Here is a 16994-nt window from a genome sequence, read left to right as displayed (position 1 = left end):
CCAGGATCAAACTCTCCAATAAAGTTAGTTTGTCTAGCATCTAAAAATAAAAATTGACGTTTCACGTTGTTTGTTTCGTTCAGTTTTCAAAGAACTTGTCCACCGCTTCAGAAGCGACTTCATCATATTAACATCTTCATTTTTCGATGTCAACTAAGTTTTAAAATTTATTTTTTGTCGTTTTTCTGCGTTTCCGCATCAGCGACGTTTATTAATATACCATCATGTTTTTTAAATAACAAGTGTTTTTTATAAAAAACACAAAAAAATTATCTATCCTACTTTTTCTATAAAAAGAACTGTTATCCTTTCTACTAAAAATAGTTATTCTGATTGTATACTACTACACTTCATTCAACCAAATTGCATTTCACAATACCTTCCCAGATTTTCATTCTCTTCTATATAAAAATTTATAATAATTATCCTTCTATAGAATAGCGATATAAATTAGTCGTAAGAAAAAATTACATCCCAATTAAATAGCCAACCAAACGCATTAATCCCTTCCTTCCCATTCAAAAATTTAATTCCCTACAAATAACAACATTCCAACGCAAATATAAACTTAAGAATATTATTAGAATTTTTTTACATTTAATTAATGAAAGATATCCATTTTTTGTTATATAGTAAGAAAGGACGTATTCAACTATAAATAAAGCAATGGAGGAATTATTTTATGGATAGGTTAACAAAGTTTTCATTAAAAAACCGCTCCGCCATTATCATCATGGTTTTTCTCATTTCCATACTCGGTGTTTATTCCGGCTCTAAATTACCTATGGAATTTTTGCCAAGTATCGATAATCCAGCAATCACCGTCACAACCTTATCTCAGGGACTTGACGCTGAAACGATGACAAAAGACGTAACTGACCCTCTCGAAAAACAATTTCGTAATTTGGAACATATCGATACCATCACTTCTTCTACGCACGAGGGATTATCACGTATCGACATTGCATATACATCAAAAGCAAACATGAAAGATGCAGCACGCGAAGTCGAAAAAGCCGTCAATACAATTAAATTACCTAAAGATGTAACCAAGCCCGTAGTTAGTCAATTAAACACTTCTATGATTCCACTCGCCCAAATTACTATCCAGAAACAAAACGGTTTTTCAAAAGCAGATGAAAAACAAATTGAAAAAGAAATCGTACCACAACTCGAAAACATTGATGGTGTTGCCAACGTTATGTTTTTCGGAAAATCAACCTCTGAATTATCTATCGTACTTGATCCGAACCAATTAAAAAACAAAAACGTAACATCACAGCAGGTACTAACTGTTTTACAAGGAAAAGAAACTTCTACTCCAGCCGGGGCAATTACTGTTAATCAGGAAGAATACAACCTCCGCGTCATCGGGGACATAAAAAATGTAAATGACATTAAAAACATCACTGTGGCACCCCAAGTGAAATTACAAGACATTGCTCAAATCAAAATCAAACAACACTACGATACAATCTCACATATAAACGGCGAAGAAGGCACAGGGTTAATCATCATGAAAGAACCGAGTAAAAATGCAGTTGCCATCGGAAAAGAGATTGATAAAAAAGTTAAAGAGATAAATAAGGAATATAAAGATCAATTTTCTATTAAACTTTTGGCTTCAACCCATGAACAAGTTGAAAATGCTGTTACTAGCATGGGAAAAGAAGTAATACTTGGAGCAATCGCTGCAACTCTAATTATCTTAATCTTTTTACGTAACTTCCGAACAACACTCATCGCTGTTGTCAGTATTCCATTATCTATTTTATTAACACTCTTTTTACTACATCAATCTAACATCACACTTAACATTTTAACCCTTGGTGGTTTAGCTGTTGCGGTTGGACGTCTCGTCGATGATAGTATCGTTGTCATCGAGAATATTTTCCGCCGTTTACAAAAAGATTCTTTCTCTAAAAATATTATTCTTGATGCAACGAAAGAGGTCGCCGTCGCAATTACTTCTTCTACTTTAACAACGGTCGCTGTTTTTTTACCTATCGGCCTCGTATCAGGAGCAATCGGAAAATTAATGTTACCTATGGTATTAGCAGTTGTATATTCTATTCTATCATCCTTAATCGTTGCACTAACAGTTGTTCCACTTATGGCTTTTTTACTACTCAAAAAAACAAAGCATCGAAAGCCAAGTTCTTCATCACGATATGTTGCTACCTTAAAGTGGTCTCTTTCTCATAAATTCATTATTCTACTTACTGCATTTTTATTATTTGCAGGATCAATTGCAGCCTATATATTACTACCGAAAGCAAACATAAAATCTGAGGACGACACAATGTTATCTATTAACATGACATTTCCAGCCGATTATAATGCTGAAGCTCAAAAACAAAAAGCATTCGATTTCGAAAAGAAATTACTTTCTAATTCAGATGTAACAGACGTTATTTTACGAATGGGATCTAGCGCAGAAGATGCACAATGGGGGCAAACAACTAAAAATAACCTTGCTAGTATATTTGTAGTCTTTAAAAAAGGTTCTGATATTGATCAATATATTAAAGAGTTAAAAAAGGAAAATAAAACTTTTGAACCTGCTGAACTTGATTATATAAAAACAAGTTATTCAAGCTCTGGTGGCGGCAACAACTTACAATTTAACGTAACAGCTACTAACGAAGCAGATTTAAAAGAGGCGGCTACTATCGTTGAAACAAAACTAAAAAGCATGGATGATCTTTCTAAAGTAAAAACGAATTTAGAAGACTCTAAGAAAGAATGGCAAATTCATATTGATCAAACAAAGGCTGAACAACTAGGTTTAACACCAGAAATAGCTGCGCAACAAGTAGCATTCCTTATGAAGAAGTCACCTATTGGCGAAATTACAATTAATAATGAAAAAACTACTATTATGATAGAACATAAAAAGGAAAACATTACTAAACAAGAAGATATTTTAAATACAAACATACTATCACCTATTAATGGACCAATTCCTTTAAAAGACATCGCAACTATTTCAGAAAAACAAACGCAAACAGAAATTTTCCATAAAGACGGAAAAGAAACAATTCAAATTACCGCCGAAGCTTCAAATGAAGATTTGAGTAAAGTAAACAAAGCAGTAAATAAAGCGATAACTGACTTAGATTTACCTAGCGGTTCAAAAGTAAATATCGCAGGAGCTACTGAATCTATGCAAGAGAATTTTACAGATTTATTCAAAATTATGGGGATCGCAATCGGGATTGTATATTTAATTATGGTTATCACCTTCGGGCAAGCACGTGCTCCTTTTGCAATCCTATTCTCCTTGCCGTTAGCTGCTGTCGGTGGTATTTTAGGATTAATCATTTCACGAACACCTGTTGATGTAAATTCCTTGATCGGTGCATTAATGTTAATTGGGATTGTCGTTACAAACGCTATTGTATTAATAGAAAGGGTCCAACAAAATCGGGAACACGGACTGGAAACGAGAGAAGCCTTACTGGAAGCAGGTTCTACTAGACTACGTCCAATTATTATGACGGCTATAACAACAATCGTCGCTATGCTACCACTCTTATTCGGTCAATCGCAAGCAGGAAGTATGGTATCAAAAAGTTTAGCCGTAGTTGTCATCGGTGGTTTAACAGTCTCAACTGTTCTTACATTAGTAGTCGTTCCAGTTATGTATGAACTATTAGATAAAATCGGAAAAAAAAGGCGCTCCCGTAGAAAAATAAGCACTTCTACAGAAACACCCGATATTTAAAACCAAAAGGCGTTATCTTCACGAATGAAGATAACGCCTTTTCTCTATCTACTCATATAATCTATCATGTTTTCCGCATACCGCTCTAGAGGTTCACTAGAATCCACAATAAGATATTCACTATTTAAAGGTTTCTTACTACCATTTAACCACTTTTTAAAACCTACTTCCGACCTCACTTTTTCAATTTGACTAATCATACGCTTACGTGTTTGCAGTCTCGCATTAATCTCTTCCATATCATTAAGATAACACTCAATATATTTATATTTCACACCATGTTTATTTGATAATTTAATCCCTTTTTCAACCATTCCCTCATATAAACATGGACTATCCAATATAACACTATGCCCTTGTTCTAAATAAGAATCAATCAATGCCCATTCAGCATCATATGCAAGTCCACCAACTATCGTTGATTCAATACCTTTCACTTCTAGTGATTTTAACAATGCTGATTTCAAAACGTCATGATCTACAATTATAGCACCTGTTAACTTCGCTATATACTTAGAAACTGTGGATTTTCCCGCCCCTGGAAAACCTGACATTTGCAGAAAAAACAAATTAAATCCACTCCCTCATTTTCACCTCTTTATCTATATAACGAATTACAAATTCAACAATCGCTATACCTTTTCCTTCTATATTAAAATGCAAAAAGAACCCTCCACTTATAAATAGAGAGTTCTCCTTTGTAACTTATGCCGCTTTTATCTTCTTCGTCGTTTTACTTTTTCTTTTCGTTCCTGTAAAGCGCTTATGCAATACAGATGCTATCAAGCGTGAAATGACATTGAATAGTAATACCATAATAATTAATACAGCTGCAGATTTTGTCGCAATCAACTTCGCATCTGGAATAAACCCTTCAGAATTTAACTTCCAAATATGGACTGCTAACGTTTCAGCTGGTCTAAACGGATTTAAAGGATGCGCAGGACTCGAGAAGTCCGCTGCTGAATTTAAAATCGGAGATGTTAAACCCGCTGTGTAAATTAATGCTGCCGCTTCCCCAAATATACGACCCGCCGCTAAAATAATCCCTGTAATAATTTGCGGTAATGACGATGGGATAATAATACGAACGATTGTTTGCCACTTTGTTGCACCTAATCCAAGACTTGCCTCTTTTACATTATGAGGCACTTCTGAAATAGCATTTTCACAAACACGTGTTAAACCTGGTAAGTTTAAAATAGTTAAAGCAAGAGCACCACCCATTACTGTGTATCCCCAGCCTGTCATTGTAACGAACACTAACAAACCAAATAAACCAACAACAATAGATGGTAAAGACGCCATTGTCTCAATGCATAAACGAACAAAATTTAAAAAGCGCCCTTGTTTTGCATACTCTGCTAAATATATTCCAGCACCTAGTCCAAGAGGAATAGATATAATAAGCGTTATAACAAGCATGTAGAATGAATTGAATAACTGCGGACCAATCCCACCACCAGCTCTTGTATTACTTGGTTCTCCAAACAAGAAATTAGGATCCCAAAAACCCCATCCCTTTTGTAAAATTTCAAACACTAAGAACACTAGCATAGCTACGACCAAAGCCGCAACCGCATAAAAGATACCCGTCCAAACTTTATTTACCGTTCTTGCATTCATTATTATCGCTCACCTCTTTGCCCAATCGCTCGAATTACTAAAATAAACAGGAATGAAATAACAAGTAAAATCATCGCTAAAGTCCATAGCGCATTATTCCAAGCAGTTCCATTCAATGTATTTGTCATGTCCATTGTCAAAATACCAGTTAACGTTGCTGTCGGACTATATATTCCTTCTGGTAATTTAATCGTATTCCCGATTACCATTTGAACGGCTAGCGCTTCACCAAAAGCTCGCGCTAAACCTAAAACAACACCTGTTAAAATTCCTTTTTTCGCAGCAGGAACAATCACTCGGCTAATTGCTTGCCATTTCGTTGATCCTAGGCCATAAGAAGCTTCTAAATAATCAAATGGAACAGAGCGTATTGCATCAGAAGCGATACTAGCAATAGTAGGTAAAATCATAATACTTAATACAACGATACCCGCAATTAAACTAAAGCCCACTCCCCCGAACGAATCACGTAATAACGGAACTAAAATCGTAACCCCTAATAATCCGTATACTACTGACGGAATACCGACTAATAATTCTAAAACAGGCTTCAATACTTTATTTCCAAACTTCGGCGAAATTAAATTCATGAATATAGCCAGAGCTATAGCAATTGGTGCACTAATAATAACCGCACCTAACGAAACCACTGTTGAACCTACAATAAAAATTAAAGCCCCAAAAGATCCTTGATCAGCATTTGGATTCCATTTTGTCGATGTTAACATCTCAGTAAACGAGATACCACTTTGTGTAAAAGATTGAATTCCTTTGCCACAAATAAACGCAATAATAGCTAATGTAATTAAAACAATAAAAATACCACAAAACGTAACAAGTGATCTTCCTATATATTCACTTTTCACGTAATTAATTTGTTTTTTCCCCTTCATCACAGGACAGACCCCACTTCACAGATTGAAATGAACAGGACTGGCCTTGCAGCCAGCCCCATAAATTTGATTACTTATTTAATTTAGACATTGGAATGTAGCCCATATCTTCTACTTGCTTTTCAAAGTCTTTACCTTTTACATAATCGATGTAAGCTTTTGTTGCTTCTTTCGCTTCACCTTTTGTTACCATATACTCGTAAGACCAGAATGGATATTTACCAGACGCAATGTTTTCAACTTTTGGATCAGCACCATCAATTTTCACTGTTTGCAGTGCACCTTTTTTATCACCCACCATGTAAGACATTGCTAAATAGCTTACTGAACCTGGAGTAGAATTGATAGCTTGCTCTACTGCACCGTTAGAATCTTGTGTTGTTCCAGTTCCATCATTGATTTTTGCGTCTTTCATAATTGTTTTTTCGAATGTAGCACGTGTACCAGATGAAGCTGGACGATTAATTACGTTGATTTTTTCATCTTTTCCGCCTACTTCTTTCCAGTTTGTTACTTTTCCAGTGAAGATATCTTGTACTTGTTGCACTGTTAAGTTATCAACTTTTACATCTTTATTTACAACAAGAGCGAATGCAATACCCGCTACCTTGTTATCTACTAATTCTTTCGCCTTTTCAGCATCTTTTATTTTATCTCCGGACGGAACATCTGAATTACCAATTTGCACTGCACCAGATGCTACTTGGTTAATCCCAGTTCCACTACCGCCACCTTGAACTTGAATAGAAACTTTTGAATTTTTCTCCATGAATTTCTTTCCAGCTTCCTCCGCAAGAGGTAGAAGAGCTGTAGAACCAGCTGCTGCAATCGTACCCGATAATTCTTGTTTTGTATTATCGCTTCCTTTAGCAGTTTCTTTACTAGTTGTATCTTCTGCTTTTCCACACCCAACTAATGCTCCTGCTACCACTAAAGCTGCTAAAGAGAATTTAATACCTTTTTTCATAACCATGTCTTGTACCCCCATTTGGATTATCACTTTTCGAATTCATTTTCTTTCGAACACAAATTCATTGTAGGACAACAATATTATGTGAGTGTTAAGCAATTTTTAATTTTAAGTAAATGACGATAATAACCCTTAAAATCTATGAATCCCAACATTTACAGTTAAAGAATCCAACAAAAACCACACTAACTATGCTGTAATGTAAATTTATTCTTAACAATGTAAATTCAATGTAAATGTTTTTCTCTCTTTTTCCCTTTTAGTTAAAGTTATATTTACAATTCCGCTGTATTTTGTAACTTTTACACGCCTAATTTATGCACATTAAAAAGAATTTCAGTAATATTTTTTAGTACAACTAAATAAATTGGAACAATTCTAAAATTAAATGAATATTTTTAAAGTACTAATTGACAGCATCATCCAATGTAGTCTACTATATTACTAACAAAAAGTTTACCTAAGGAAACTTTTTGAACTAACACTAACAATATAGAGAAGAGGTAACTTTTATGGTATCGGCTAATACTAAACCCCTTTCCGATTTTAAAACAGGGGAATTTGTACAAATTGAGAAGATACAATTAGAAGGAACTATGAAACGACGTTTATTAGATTTGGGATTTATCCCTGGGGCAACGATTAAAGTATTGCAACGCAGTCCACTTGGAGATCCGGTCGCCTATCAAGTGAGCAACACAACTATTGCACTGCGAAAAGAAGAAAGTTCCCTTATTTTCGGGGTATTAATAGGAGATGATTTCAGATGAGCAAACATCGTATTGCTTTAGCTGGCAACCCGAATACCGGGAAAAGTACATTATTTAATACTTTGACAGGTTTAAAACAACATACTGGAAATTGGACAGGAAAAACTGTTTTAAAAGCTGAAGGAGAATATGAACATAACGGAAGTACTTATACATTAATAGATTTACCTGGAACTTACTCATTATACTCAAATTCCGCGGACGAAGAAGTGGCGAGGGATTATATTATATTTGAAAAACCAGAAGTAACTGTAGTTGTCCTAGACGCAACTGCTATGGAAAGAAATTTAAATTTAGCACTCCAAGTGATGGAAATGACAAACAACGTAGTCATTTGCATTAACTTAATTGATGAAGCCGAGAAAAAAGGTATTGTTATTGATGAAAAAAAATTAGCAAAATCACTTGGTGTACCTGTAGTTAAAATTTCAGCACGTAACCGAGTAGGCATTGGTCATTTACTAAATGTTATTGCAAAAGTATCAAATAAAAAACTAATTCCAACACCAATTAAAATTACTTACAGCGAAAAAGTCGAAAATATGATTCAAGAATTAGAACCACAAATTTATAAGGTGTTCGGTGATACGTATCCAGCACGTTGGATTGCGTTACGTATATTGGATGGAGATAAAAATTTCTTAACTACACTTCAAAAACACCATAATGAACCACTTGTAAGGGAGGTCATAATTAATGGAATCTCACTCAGCCAGTAAAGCTCTTCCATTAGACTATATTATTCAACATGCACAAACACTTTCAAATGAAGATATACGAGATGATATAGTCGGAGATATTTACCGAACATCTGCAAGCATATGTAAAGAATCCGTCCAATATACAAATACTGATAAATTATATCGTTCCGAAAAACTAGATAAAATTTTCACATCTCCAATCTGGGGATTCCCAATTATGCTCGGTATTTTATCTATTATTTTTTATCTTACAATCGCAGGCGCTAACGTACCATCTGATATGATTGCCGAATTCTTCGGATGGGCCGAAGGATATTTAACATCTTGGTTCCAAGCAGCGCATGCACCTGAATGGTTACATGGCATTTTAATACTTGGTTTATTCCGTGGTATCGGAGCTGTTATTAGCGTTATGTTACCACCTATGGCAATCTTTTTCCCTATGTTCGCGCTACTAGAAAACTACGGATACTTACCACGTGTCGCGTTTAATATGGACCGCTTATTCAAACGATCCGGCGCACACGGGAAACAATCTTTAACAATGGCAATGGGATTTGGTTGTAATGCAGCAGCCATTATGTCAACACGTATCATTGAATCACCACGTGAACGTATGCTAGCAATTTTAACGAACAACTTCGTTCCTTGTAACGGTCGCTGGCCTATGTTAATTTTAATGGCTTCACTATTTATGGCTGCTGGTTATACAGGCAGTATGCAAACATTGGTTACTGCTGGCGTTGTAGTTGGAATGGTTGTAATTGGTGTTATTATGACATTAACTGTTTCTTGGGTACTATCAAAAACAGCCTTAAAAGGGGTTCCAACTCACTACACACTTGAGTTACCTCCGTACCGCAAGCCAAAAGTTTGGAATACAATTGTTCGCGCAACACTCGATAAATCAATCTATGTTTTAAAACGAGCTATAGTTGTTGCTGCCCCTGCAGCTGCATTAACTTGGTTACTTGCTAACATTTTTATCGGTGACACAAGCTTACTTATGTATTTTGTAAACTTCCTAGATCCATTTGCTAAAATGTTAGGACTTGACGGGTTTATTCTAGCTGCATTCATTCTTGGACTACCCGCTAATGAAATTGTAATCCCAATTTTATTAATGTCTTACTTATCAACTGGGGCTTTAACTGAAATAGATGATTTTAATCAAATTAAAAATCTATTCCTAGAAAATGGTTGGACTTGGTTAACAGCGTTAAACACAATGTTGTTCTCACTTCTTCATTTCCCGTGTGGAACAACATTGGTTAACATATATAAAGAAACAAAAAGTGCAAAATGGACATTCTTATCGTTTGCAATCCCTACCGTTATCGCCATTGTTGTTACATTCCTCTCTACACAATTGGTACATTGGTTAGGGCTTGTATAAAGCAAAGCATACATAGAAGGTATCCCCCTTCACGTTTGCTTTGCACGAAAGAAACCTGAAAATCATTCAGGTTTCTTTTTTTGTACATCAGTATTCCACGGCTGTGCTCCATACGTTGTGAGTTTTTTATGAATAAAATATATAGCTCCTGGAAGAACTGCCATTAATATCGTGCAACTAATCCCTAAACCCGTAAACAACTTACATCACCTTATTTCACTCTTTTAGGTAAAGCCGAGCCTGAATGCTCAATCGTCGGGTGAACATGAACAGTAATTTCAGCTTTACTAAAGTAATTTTCGCCTTGATCCCAATTCTTACTTACCTTTTTCCACTCTTTATAATTATGTCGCTTATACACTTCCCCTAACTCTAATACATCTACCTTATATTTTTTTTGAACAAGTTTAATTGATTTTTGAATACGCTTCTCCATTTCTTCCGATATATCCTTCTCTAAACGCTTTTCATTCAAAACCTTTTTATGATCACTAAAATGCAACTCAGCTATTGTACCTTCCAGAGATAAATGAATATTAAACTTTGGTTTTGTAGCATTCGTTGTAGATACTTTAATTTTTCGACGCAACTTATGAATTTCATATGTAATAAGTTGATCCTTTTTACGAATGGTAAAAAAACCTCCAATTTTTTTACCTATTATATAATTCATCCCTAATGTTTCTTCCCCACTCAAGTTGCCTACACACTTATTATCCTTTCCACGAAACAATGCTGCACCGTCCATTTGCACCCCTTGTTTTGTTAGTTCAAGAATAGGTAATACAAAACTCCGGTTAGAGATCATCTTTTCCTGTACCTCACCAATTCTTGCAGCCTCAATCATTTGGGCATTTTTCGGAGGGTGTTCAGCTAACATATCAATATACTGCGCCGGTAAATTTTCAGGTTTTGCACTCTGTTTTAAAATAGATTCTGCATTTTTCTTTGAAACAAACAAACGAATATTTCTTCTCATTTCATGATCGCGAATATATACATCTAACGTATTTTGTAAAATGTATGGATGTGAAAGTAATTCTTCAGAGAAAATAATCACTTGTATATGAGGGAAAAATAATGTACGACTAATTTTTTTAGCGATTATTCTTATTTGTTCAAACACACTATCTGCTTTCGCACTAACATTAATATAATTTTCGCCATCTCCATCACCTTGTCCACCTTGCTGCGCTAACTTACTAGGAAGTACCATTTGATACGTCCCTTTCATAATTGGATTCGCTTTCTTCTCCTTCACGATATCATAAGCCGCTCCTACTACAAATCCTCTTTCTTCTATCTCTTCTAACTCAGAACACCCACTCATAAATCCAGTTAAAGTCATAACCATTATAATTTTAAGAAGGTGTTTCATTTCCACCATTCCTTCTTTTTATTTTATATACAATTAAAACGAGCAAAGGCGCTAACACAACAAACCCCATATCTATCCAAGCTAAATAAGTCCCATAACTTGATAAAGCATTCAAACTACTAGGTATCATATTCGCCATAAAAATAATAGGGGCACTTACGAAAATAAAAATATGTTTCTTCACTTTCGGAAACATAGCACAAAACAATAAAGATGCGACGTCATAATACATTGCTGTAGTGTTATAAATAGTAATAATCCAAGTCGTAAAAAAAATCGCATCGAACCTTTCTAAAAACCCTCCGCCAATTTCAATTTCTTTCCCTAATTCAATTGTTGGATATGTCAATCCACGTGTGGTCATATACGTAAAAACACTAATACAAGTTACATAAATTAAAATGTATGACAACACGTTTACCATCACCGCTTTCGCGACTGCCATTGGCGCTTTTTTCGCTGACTTATCATTCAGCAACACCGCATAAAATAAAGCTACTTCAAATCCAATAAACGTAAAAATAGAATTTTTAACTCCAACAGCATATTGACTTACTTTCGTTTGAAAAGCTGGTAGTAAATTATTTATTTCCATTAAATTTATATTCAATAAAGAAAGAAGTACTATCGCAATTAAAACAATAGGTAAGAATAAAACATTTAACCTTAATAAGGCTGCTCTTGATCCTGCTATTCCATAAATAACAACTAGCAAGAAGAAGAAAGACAGTAGTTGTATCGGTGTATCACTAAATAAATACGTTTGAGAAATAATTGAAATCATTCGCGATTCATATGCTGTCAAAGCAGCAAACGTTAATACTAAAATACTACTAATTGTGTATGCAACAGGCTTCGTCAAATGCGCACTCGTATATTGAACAAAATTTTGTTTCGGAAATAAGATCGCCACCCTCGTCACAAACCAACCTAAAACTGTACAGATCAATCCACCCAAAAGCAAAATAATCCAACCGTCCGAAAATAAAGTTTGGTTAGCGATATCTCTTGGCATAGACAATGCTCCTATACCAATAATGGTCGATGATACCGCAAACCCAATTTCCCGAGATCCAATCTCTTCATCGCCATACTCAAATGGTTTCAATTATTTTCGCTCCTTTGGACGTATTGTAGAATCTTTTGTTTGTAAGTACTCTGGTCTATCTTTCAACATCGATTTTGGCATGCGAATAAATTCTTCTTTCCAATCTTTATAAAATGCAGGAGCAATTGGAGTTGTATACGGTATACCAACGCTTGTTAAATTTGTAATATGAATAGCAAGTGCGATCAGAGCTAGAATAATCCCATACAAACCAAAAGCCGTTGCAGCTAATACAAAGACGAAAAGTAAAATTCGGAACGTAATTGTAATGCTATATACAGGAAGCGAAAATGTAGCAATCGCAGTAACTGCAATAATAATAACTAAAAATGGATTTACAATCCCTGCATTTACCGCAGCTTCTCCAATTACAAGACCTCCTACAATCCCTATCGTTTGTCCCATCGGTTTCGGCAATCGGATTCCAGCTTCTCGTATTAATTCCATAGTCAAGGCCATCATTAACGTTTCAATATACGCTGGAAACGGAACACCTTCCCTAGCACCTGCAATTGAATAAGCCAGTTTAGAAGGAATAAGTCCTTGATGGTAAGATACAAGTGCTACATACATAGCTGGTAACAAAACCGCAATTATACCTGAACCCATACGTAAAAATCGTAATAACGTTCCAATCACCCAGCGCTCGTAATGATCTTCTACAGATTGAAAAATATCAACAAATACGAGTGGCGCAATAAGAGCAAATGGGGATCCGTCTACCAAAATGGCTGCCTTTCCTTTCGCTAATGAGGCTATAATATTATCAGGCCTCTCTGTATTCAAAAACTGTGGAAATGGGGATAAATTATTATCCTGAATTAATTGTTCAATCGTACCTGTTTCCAAAACGACATCTGTCACTATTGATTGAAGACGGCGATCCAACTCTTTTACAATGTGAGGATTAATAATATCTTCTATATATACTAGGGTTACTTCTTTCTGCGATCGCTTCCCCATAATATAAGATTGGAACCTCAACTTTGGATCACGTAAACTACGTCGGATTAACATTTTATTCACATTAATATCTTCATTTAATCCGATCCTCGGTCCACGTATTAAATCTTCAGTTACTGGTGGTTCTAAACTTCTTTTTTCCCAAGCTCTACTATTAATCACGATAGCCGTTTGAATATTATCAATTAATATAACCGTATCTCCCGCTAAAATCGCATTCATAATGTCTGGAAACTTCGTCTTTACACCCACTTCTGCGATAGAAATAAAACGATCCAATAACGTTTGAACAACGGCTTCCTCACTTGGAATTTCTTCGTATTGCAGCGTACGAACGACATATTTATAAACATTATCCTTGTCTGTTAATCCACATAAAAACACAACCGCACAACGTGTAAAACTCCCAGCAAGAGCAACTTCTCTAATTGTTAAATCATTAGGTGAACCTAACTCATCCCTAATTTCTTTCATAACTTCAAATAAGTTACCTTCAAGCTCTAACAATTTCCCCACCTAACTTCCTTTTCAACAAGTTTTTAGTTAGATTCCGCTAATAGAAGAAAATATATACAAAAAAGAGCTATCTCTTTTCAAAGATAGCTCTAATAAACGAATTACTTTTCTACTATTATGCTGTTTTTCTTTATAGATACACTTTTTGTAAATCCACTAACTACAAACATCACAATCATATTAATTAACAATGCGACTATACCTACATTTAAATCTTTTATAGACTGCGGAAAACTCGGAAACATCGTAGCTATATTAGAGCCCGATAAAGTGATATATGCAACAACTAATAACCCCATTCCCATTCCTGCAATCGCTCCTTGCTTTGTAATAACCTGACGTGGAAACAAGCTACATACAAGTGCAGGGAAAAGTTGTGTAACAATACTGTACCCCATTAATAGAAGGGCTCCTATTGTTTCTCCTCCTTTAAATGTAAATAAAACTGCTACGAGCGTTACTACAGGTACAAATAACTTTGCAGCTTTAGCAACTTGTCTATCTGAAGCAGATGGAACCATCGTTCGATAAATATTTTTCGCTAACAGTGTAGAAGCCGCCATAACAAGCATAGAGCCTGGAACTAACGCCGTTAATACTCCCGCACTACCAATAATTCCAATAAACCAAGGATCAAAAGTTTGTAAAGCAAGACGGAATAACGAAAGATCCACATCCGCTCCCTTTAACCCAGGAACTTGCAATATAGCAGCAAACCCTGCAAAAAATACGAAAAGTAACACTAAAGAATACAATGGCATAATTGCTGCATTTTTACGAAATACTTTTTCATTTTTTGCAGAAAAAGCAGAAGCAAATGTATGAGGCCACATATAAAAACCTAGGGCCGTTAATATAATAGTAGAAACAAACCAAGAAATACTCATTCCTTCTTCAGGTAAAGATAAAAATCCCGGCTTTGCTGCTTCTACAGCCTCAAACATAGGCTGAAATCCTCCATAATAATGATACGGTAAATATATACCTAAAAACATAACGATAAACAGTATCATAATATCCTTCAAAGCAGCCGTCCAAGCCGAACCGTGTATACCTGAAACCATTACATATATAGTTATAACAATAGCACCAATCCATACTGCAACAACAGGTGACACCCTTCCGTAAGAAGCTTCTGAAACGATAATCCCCAGTCCCTTTAACTGTAAAACAAGATATGGGATGATGGAAACAACACCAACAACTGAAACAATAAGTCCAAGCGCTTTACTTCTATATTTCTTCGCAAAAAAATCCGACTGCGAAACAAGGTTATGCTCTTTCGCATACTTCCAAATTGGTGGTAATAAAAAATACGATAAAAGATAAGCTAAAGCACCATATCCCAAAATATAAAAGGTAGGTGCTCCTTTACTATACGCCCAGCCGCTTCCCCCTAAAAATGTAAACGTCGTATAAATCTCACCTGCCATCAGGAGAAAAACAAAAATAGTGCCAAATCCTCTTCCCCCAACTGACCATTGCTCTAAATTCATATCTTTTCCATGTTGTGCCCGAATCCCTAAAAATAGTGCGAGAAACAAAAATAAAATAATGATAAGTAATGCAGTCATTTTACATCCTCCTTATTAGCGGGATCAAACACGTACACAAGCCCCATACAAAGAGATGTAATAAACACTGATAATAATACCCAAAATAATAAAAATGGCATCCCTAATACGTAAGGAGTAACTGAATTCGCAAATATTGGCCCAACTACTAAACAAAGAAATGGAATAAGCGCTAGGATGTATATTTTCTTCATCTCATTCTCCTTTACTTATAAAATTCATAATGGCTGATACAAAGACTTCCACTCCAATCGGTAATGCATCTTCATCAATTGTAAAACGAGGATGATGATGAGGATATATAATACCTTTCTCTTTATTTCCCGCTCCGATAAAAAAGAATGTCCCTGGTACCTTTTGTAAAAACGCCGAAAAATCTTCTCCAGCCATCGTCGGCTGCAAACGAACAACTCTATCTCTTCCATAAAGTTGTAATGCCGTTTGTTCAATAAGCTCTGTAACTTCATAATTATTTACAACTGGTCGATATCCATATTCATAAGAAAACGTATATTTCGCTCCGTAAGATTCCGTAATATGCTTCACAATCCGCTCAATCTTCTTCTCTGTTTCACCTCGTAACTCATGTCTTAAACTTCGCACTGTCCCTTCAATCTCCGCTTGCTCTGGTATTACATTATGAGTTGTCCCCGCATGAAATTGAGTAACGGATATTACGAGAGAATCTAATGGATTCGTGAGGCGAGATACAATTTGCTGAAGTTGCGAAACGACTTGTGTACCGATTGCGATACTATCCACCGTTTCATGAGGGATTCCAGCATGTCCACCTTTTCCCTCTATCCTAATTTTAAAAACATCCGGTGCAGCCATTGCAGGACCATAAATAACGCCTATTTTCCCAACCTCTAACGACGCCCAAAGGTGAGCACCAATGATATAATCCACACCTTCCATTACACCTGCCGCAATCATCTCCTCTGCACCACCAGGAAAATTTTCTTCAGCATGTTGGAATAGAAAACGAATCTCCCCTTTAATCTTCTCTCTTGCTTCTACTAACTTATATACAACCCCAAGTAATATCGCTATATGTCCATCATGACCACACGCATGCATCACACCTTTATATGTAGAAATAAAATCAAACTCATTTTCTTCATGAATAGGAAGAGCATCCATATCGGCTCGAACCGCAACTGTTTTGCCCGGCTGTTTACCTACTAACTTTGCCATCACACTATATTTAGTCGGCCGTGACACTTCTAAATATGGGCATTTCCGAAGTATATCGAACACAAACTGCGATGTTTTTTCTTCTTGAAAAGATAACTCTGGATACTTATGAAAATGCCTTCTCCACTCAACTAACTGATTTTTTGACAAAACAAGTTCCTTTGCAACATCCATA

General features: G+C 35.6%; 15 protein-coding genes. 4 read left to right on the top strand and 11 right to left on the bottom strand.

Features of this window, described 5'->3' with window-relative positions; all coding sequences use genetic code 11:
- Positions 1-682: 682 nt before the first annotated feature.
- Entirely contained in the window at positions 683-3727 is a 3045-nt protein-coding gene (locus ACLBXA_RS23300; RefSeq protein WP_447617548.1) for an efflux RND transporter permease subunit, read from the top strand.
- A 44-nt stretch (positions 3728-3771) separates the two neighbouring features.
- Here ACLBXA_RS23300 and ACLBXA_RS23295 read toward each other — a convergent pair whose 3' ends face one another.
- From ACLBXA_RS23295 to ACLBXA_RS23280, 4 genes are all read right to left on the bottom strand, one after another.
- The gene (locus ACLBXA_RS23295; RefSeq protein WP_000465748.1) at positions 3772-4296 is read right to left on the bottom strand and encodes an AAA family ATPase; all 525 of its coding nucleotides are present in this window, start codon (positions 4294-4296) and stop codon (positions 3772-3774) included.
- Between the two features lie 136 nt (positions 4297-4432).
- Positions 4433-5353 carry a phosphate ABC transporter permease PstA gene (gene pstA, locus ACLBXA_RS23290; protein WP_000994151.1) on the bottom strand — a complete coding sequence of 307 codons (921 nt, stop codon included), beginning with the start codon at positions 5351-5353 and terminating at the stop codon, positions 4433-4435.
- 2 nt (positions 5354-5355) lie between these two features.
- Positions 5356-6246: a phosphate ABC transporter permease subunit PstC gene (gene pstC / locus ACLBXA_RS23285; protein ID WP_000676676.1), complete on the bottom strand. Its 891-nt coding sequence runs from the start codon at positions 6244-6246 to the stop codon at positions 5356-5358.
- A gap of 70 nt (positions 6247-6316) precedes the next feature.
- Positions 6317-7219, bottom strand: coding sequence for a phosphate ABC transporter substrate-binding protein PstS family protein (locus ACLBXA_RS23280; RefSeq protein ID WP_000245111.1), 903 nt, complete (start codon positions 7217-7219; stop codon positions 6317-6319).
- Between the two features lie 509 nt (positions 7220-7728).
- Here ACLBXA_RS23280 and ACLBXA_RS23275 point away from each other — a divergent pair.
- From ACLBXA_RS23275 to ACLBXA_RS23265, 3 genes are read left to right on the top strand one after another with little or no spacing between them, the layout of a single operon-like run.
- Positions 7729-7986: a FeoA family protein gene (locus ACLBXA_RS23275; protein WP_000252988.1), complete on the top strand. Its 258-nt coding sequence runs from the start codon at positions 7729-7731 to the stop codon at positions 7984-7986.
- Positions 7983-8705, top strand: a complete 723-nt coding sequence (locus ACLBXA_RS23270) for a FeoB small GTPase domain-containing protein (RefSeq protein WP_000033874.1) — start codon at positions 7983-7985, stop codon at positions 8703-8705. The genes ACLBXA_RS23275 and ACLBXA_RS23270 overlap by 4 nt, the downstream gene beginning before the upstream one ends.
- A complete protein-coding gene (locus ACLBXA_RS23265) occupies positions 8683-10083 on the top strand; it encodes a nucleoside recognition domain-containing protein (RefSeq protein ID WP_000443621.1) in 1401 nt (466 codons plus the stop codon). The genes ACLBXA_RS23270 and ACLBXA_RS23265 overlap by 23 nt, the downstream gene beginning before the upstream one ends.
- A 62-nt stretch (positions 10084-10145) precedes the next feature.
- On the opposite strand, the gene ACLBXA_RS23260 is transcribed toward ACLBXA_RS23265, so the two are convergent.
- The 7 genes from ACLBXA_RS23260 to ACLBXA_RS23230 form a co-directional block, all read right to left on the bottom strand.
- Positions 10146-10283 (bottom strand): hypothetical protein, encoded by a 138-nt coding sequence (locus tag ACLBXA_RS23260; protein WP_000493991.1) that lies wholly within the window; start codon positions 10281-10283, stop codon positions 10146-10148.
- An 11-nt stretch (positions 10284-10294) separates the two neighbouring features.
- Positions 10295-11461, bottom strand: coding sequence for a spore germination protein GerLC (gerLC, locus tag ACLBXA_RS23255; protein ID WP_000681639.1), 1167 nt, complete (start codon positions 11459-11461; stop codon positions 10295-10297).
- Positions 11445-12569 (bottom strand): spore germination protein GerLB, encoded by a 1125-nt coding sequence (gerLB, locus tag ACLBXA_RS23250; protein WP_000802019.1) that lies wholly within the window; start codon positions 12567-12569, stop codon positions 11445-11447. The genes gerLC and gerLB overlap by 17 nt, the downstream gene beginning before the upstream one ends.
- Complete coding sequence (gene gerLA / locus ACLBXA_RS23245; RefSeq protein WP_003309092.1) at positions 12570-14048, bottom strand: spore germination protein GerLA; 1479 nt, start codon at positions 14046-14048, stop codon at positions 12570-12572.
- 101 nt (positions 14049-14149) lie between these two features.
- A complete protein-coding gene (locus ACLBXA_RS23240; RefSeq protein ID WP_000125940.1) occupies positions 14150-15622 on the bottom strand; it encodes a sodium:solute symporter family protein in 1473 nt (490 codons plus the stop codon).
- Entirely contained in the window at positions 15619-15816 is a 198-nt protein-coding gene (locus ACLBXA_RS23235) for a DUF3311 domain-containing protein (protein WP_044783737.1), read from the bottom strand. The genes ACLBXA_RS23240 and ACLBXA_RS23235 overlap by 4 nt, the downstream gene beginning before the upstream one ends.
- 1 nt (position 15817) lies before the next feature.
- A complete protein-coding gene (locus tag ACLBXA_RS23230) occupies positions 15818-16993 on the bottom strand; it encodes an amidohydrolase (RefSeq protein WP_000382123.1) in 1176 nt (391 codons plus the stop codon).
- Position 16994: the final 1 nt, after the last annotated feature.

It is taken from the genome of Bacillus sp. D48C, from assembly GCF_053345735.1.
The sequence above is the reverse complement of the archived record's forward strand: the minus strand, read 5'-3'. Positions and strand labels throughout refer to the sequence as shown.

Bases quoted from the DNA above. Each gene is read 5' to 3' on its own strand.
- ACLBXA_RS23300 (WP_447617548.1), top strand. From the start codon at position 683: ATGGATAGGTTAACAAAGTTTTCATTAAAAAACCGCTCCGCCATTATC.
- pstA (WP_000994151.1), bottom strand. From the start codon at position 5,353: ATGAATGCAAGAACGGTAAATAAAGTTTGGACGGGTATCTTTTATGCG.
- pstC (WP_000676676.1), bottom strand. From the start codon at position 6,246: ATGAAGGGGAAAAAACAAATTAATTACGTGAAAAGTGAATATATAGGA.
- ACLBXA_RS23280 (WP_000245111.1), bottom strand. From the start codon at position 7,219: ATGGTTATGAAAAAAGGTATTAAATTCTCTTTAGCAGCTTTAGTGGTA.
- ACLBXA_RS23275 (WP_000252988.1), top strand. From the start codon at position 7,729: ATGGTATCGGCTAATACTAAACCCCTTTCCGATTTTAAAACAGGGGAA.
- ACLBXA_RS23270 (WP_000033874.1), top strand. From the start codon at position 7,983: ATGAGCAAACATCGTATTGCTTTAGCTGGCAACCCGAATACCGGGAAA.
- ACLBXA_RS23265 (WP_000443621.1), top strand. From the start codon at position 8,683: ATGGAATCTCACTCAGCCAGTAAAGCTCTTCCATTAGACTATATTATT.
- gerLC (WP_000681639.1), bottom strand. From the start codon at position 11,461: ATGAAACACCTTCTTAAAATTATAATGGTTATGACTTTAACTGGATTT.
- ACLBXA_RS23240 (WP_000125940.1), bottom strand. From the start codon at position 15,622: ATGACTGCATTACTTATCATTATTTTATTTTTGTTTCTCGCACTATTT.
- ACLBXA_RS23235 (WP_044783737.1), bottom strand. From the start codon at position 15,816: ATGAAGAAAATATACATCCTAGCGCTTATTCCATTTCTTTGTTTAGTA.
- ACLBXA_RS23230 (WP_000382123.1), bottom strand. From the start codon at position 16,993: ATGGATGTTGCAAAGGAACTTGTTTTGTCAAAAAATCAGTTAGTTGAG.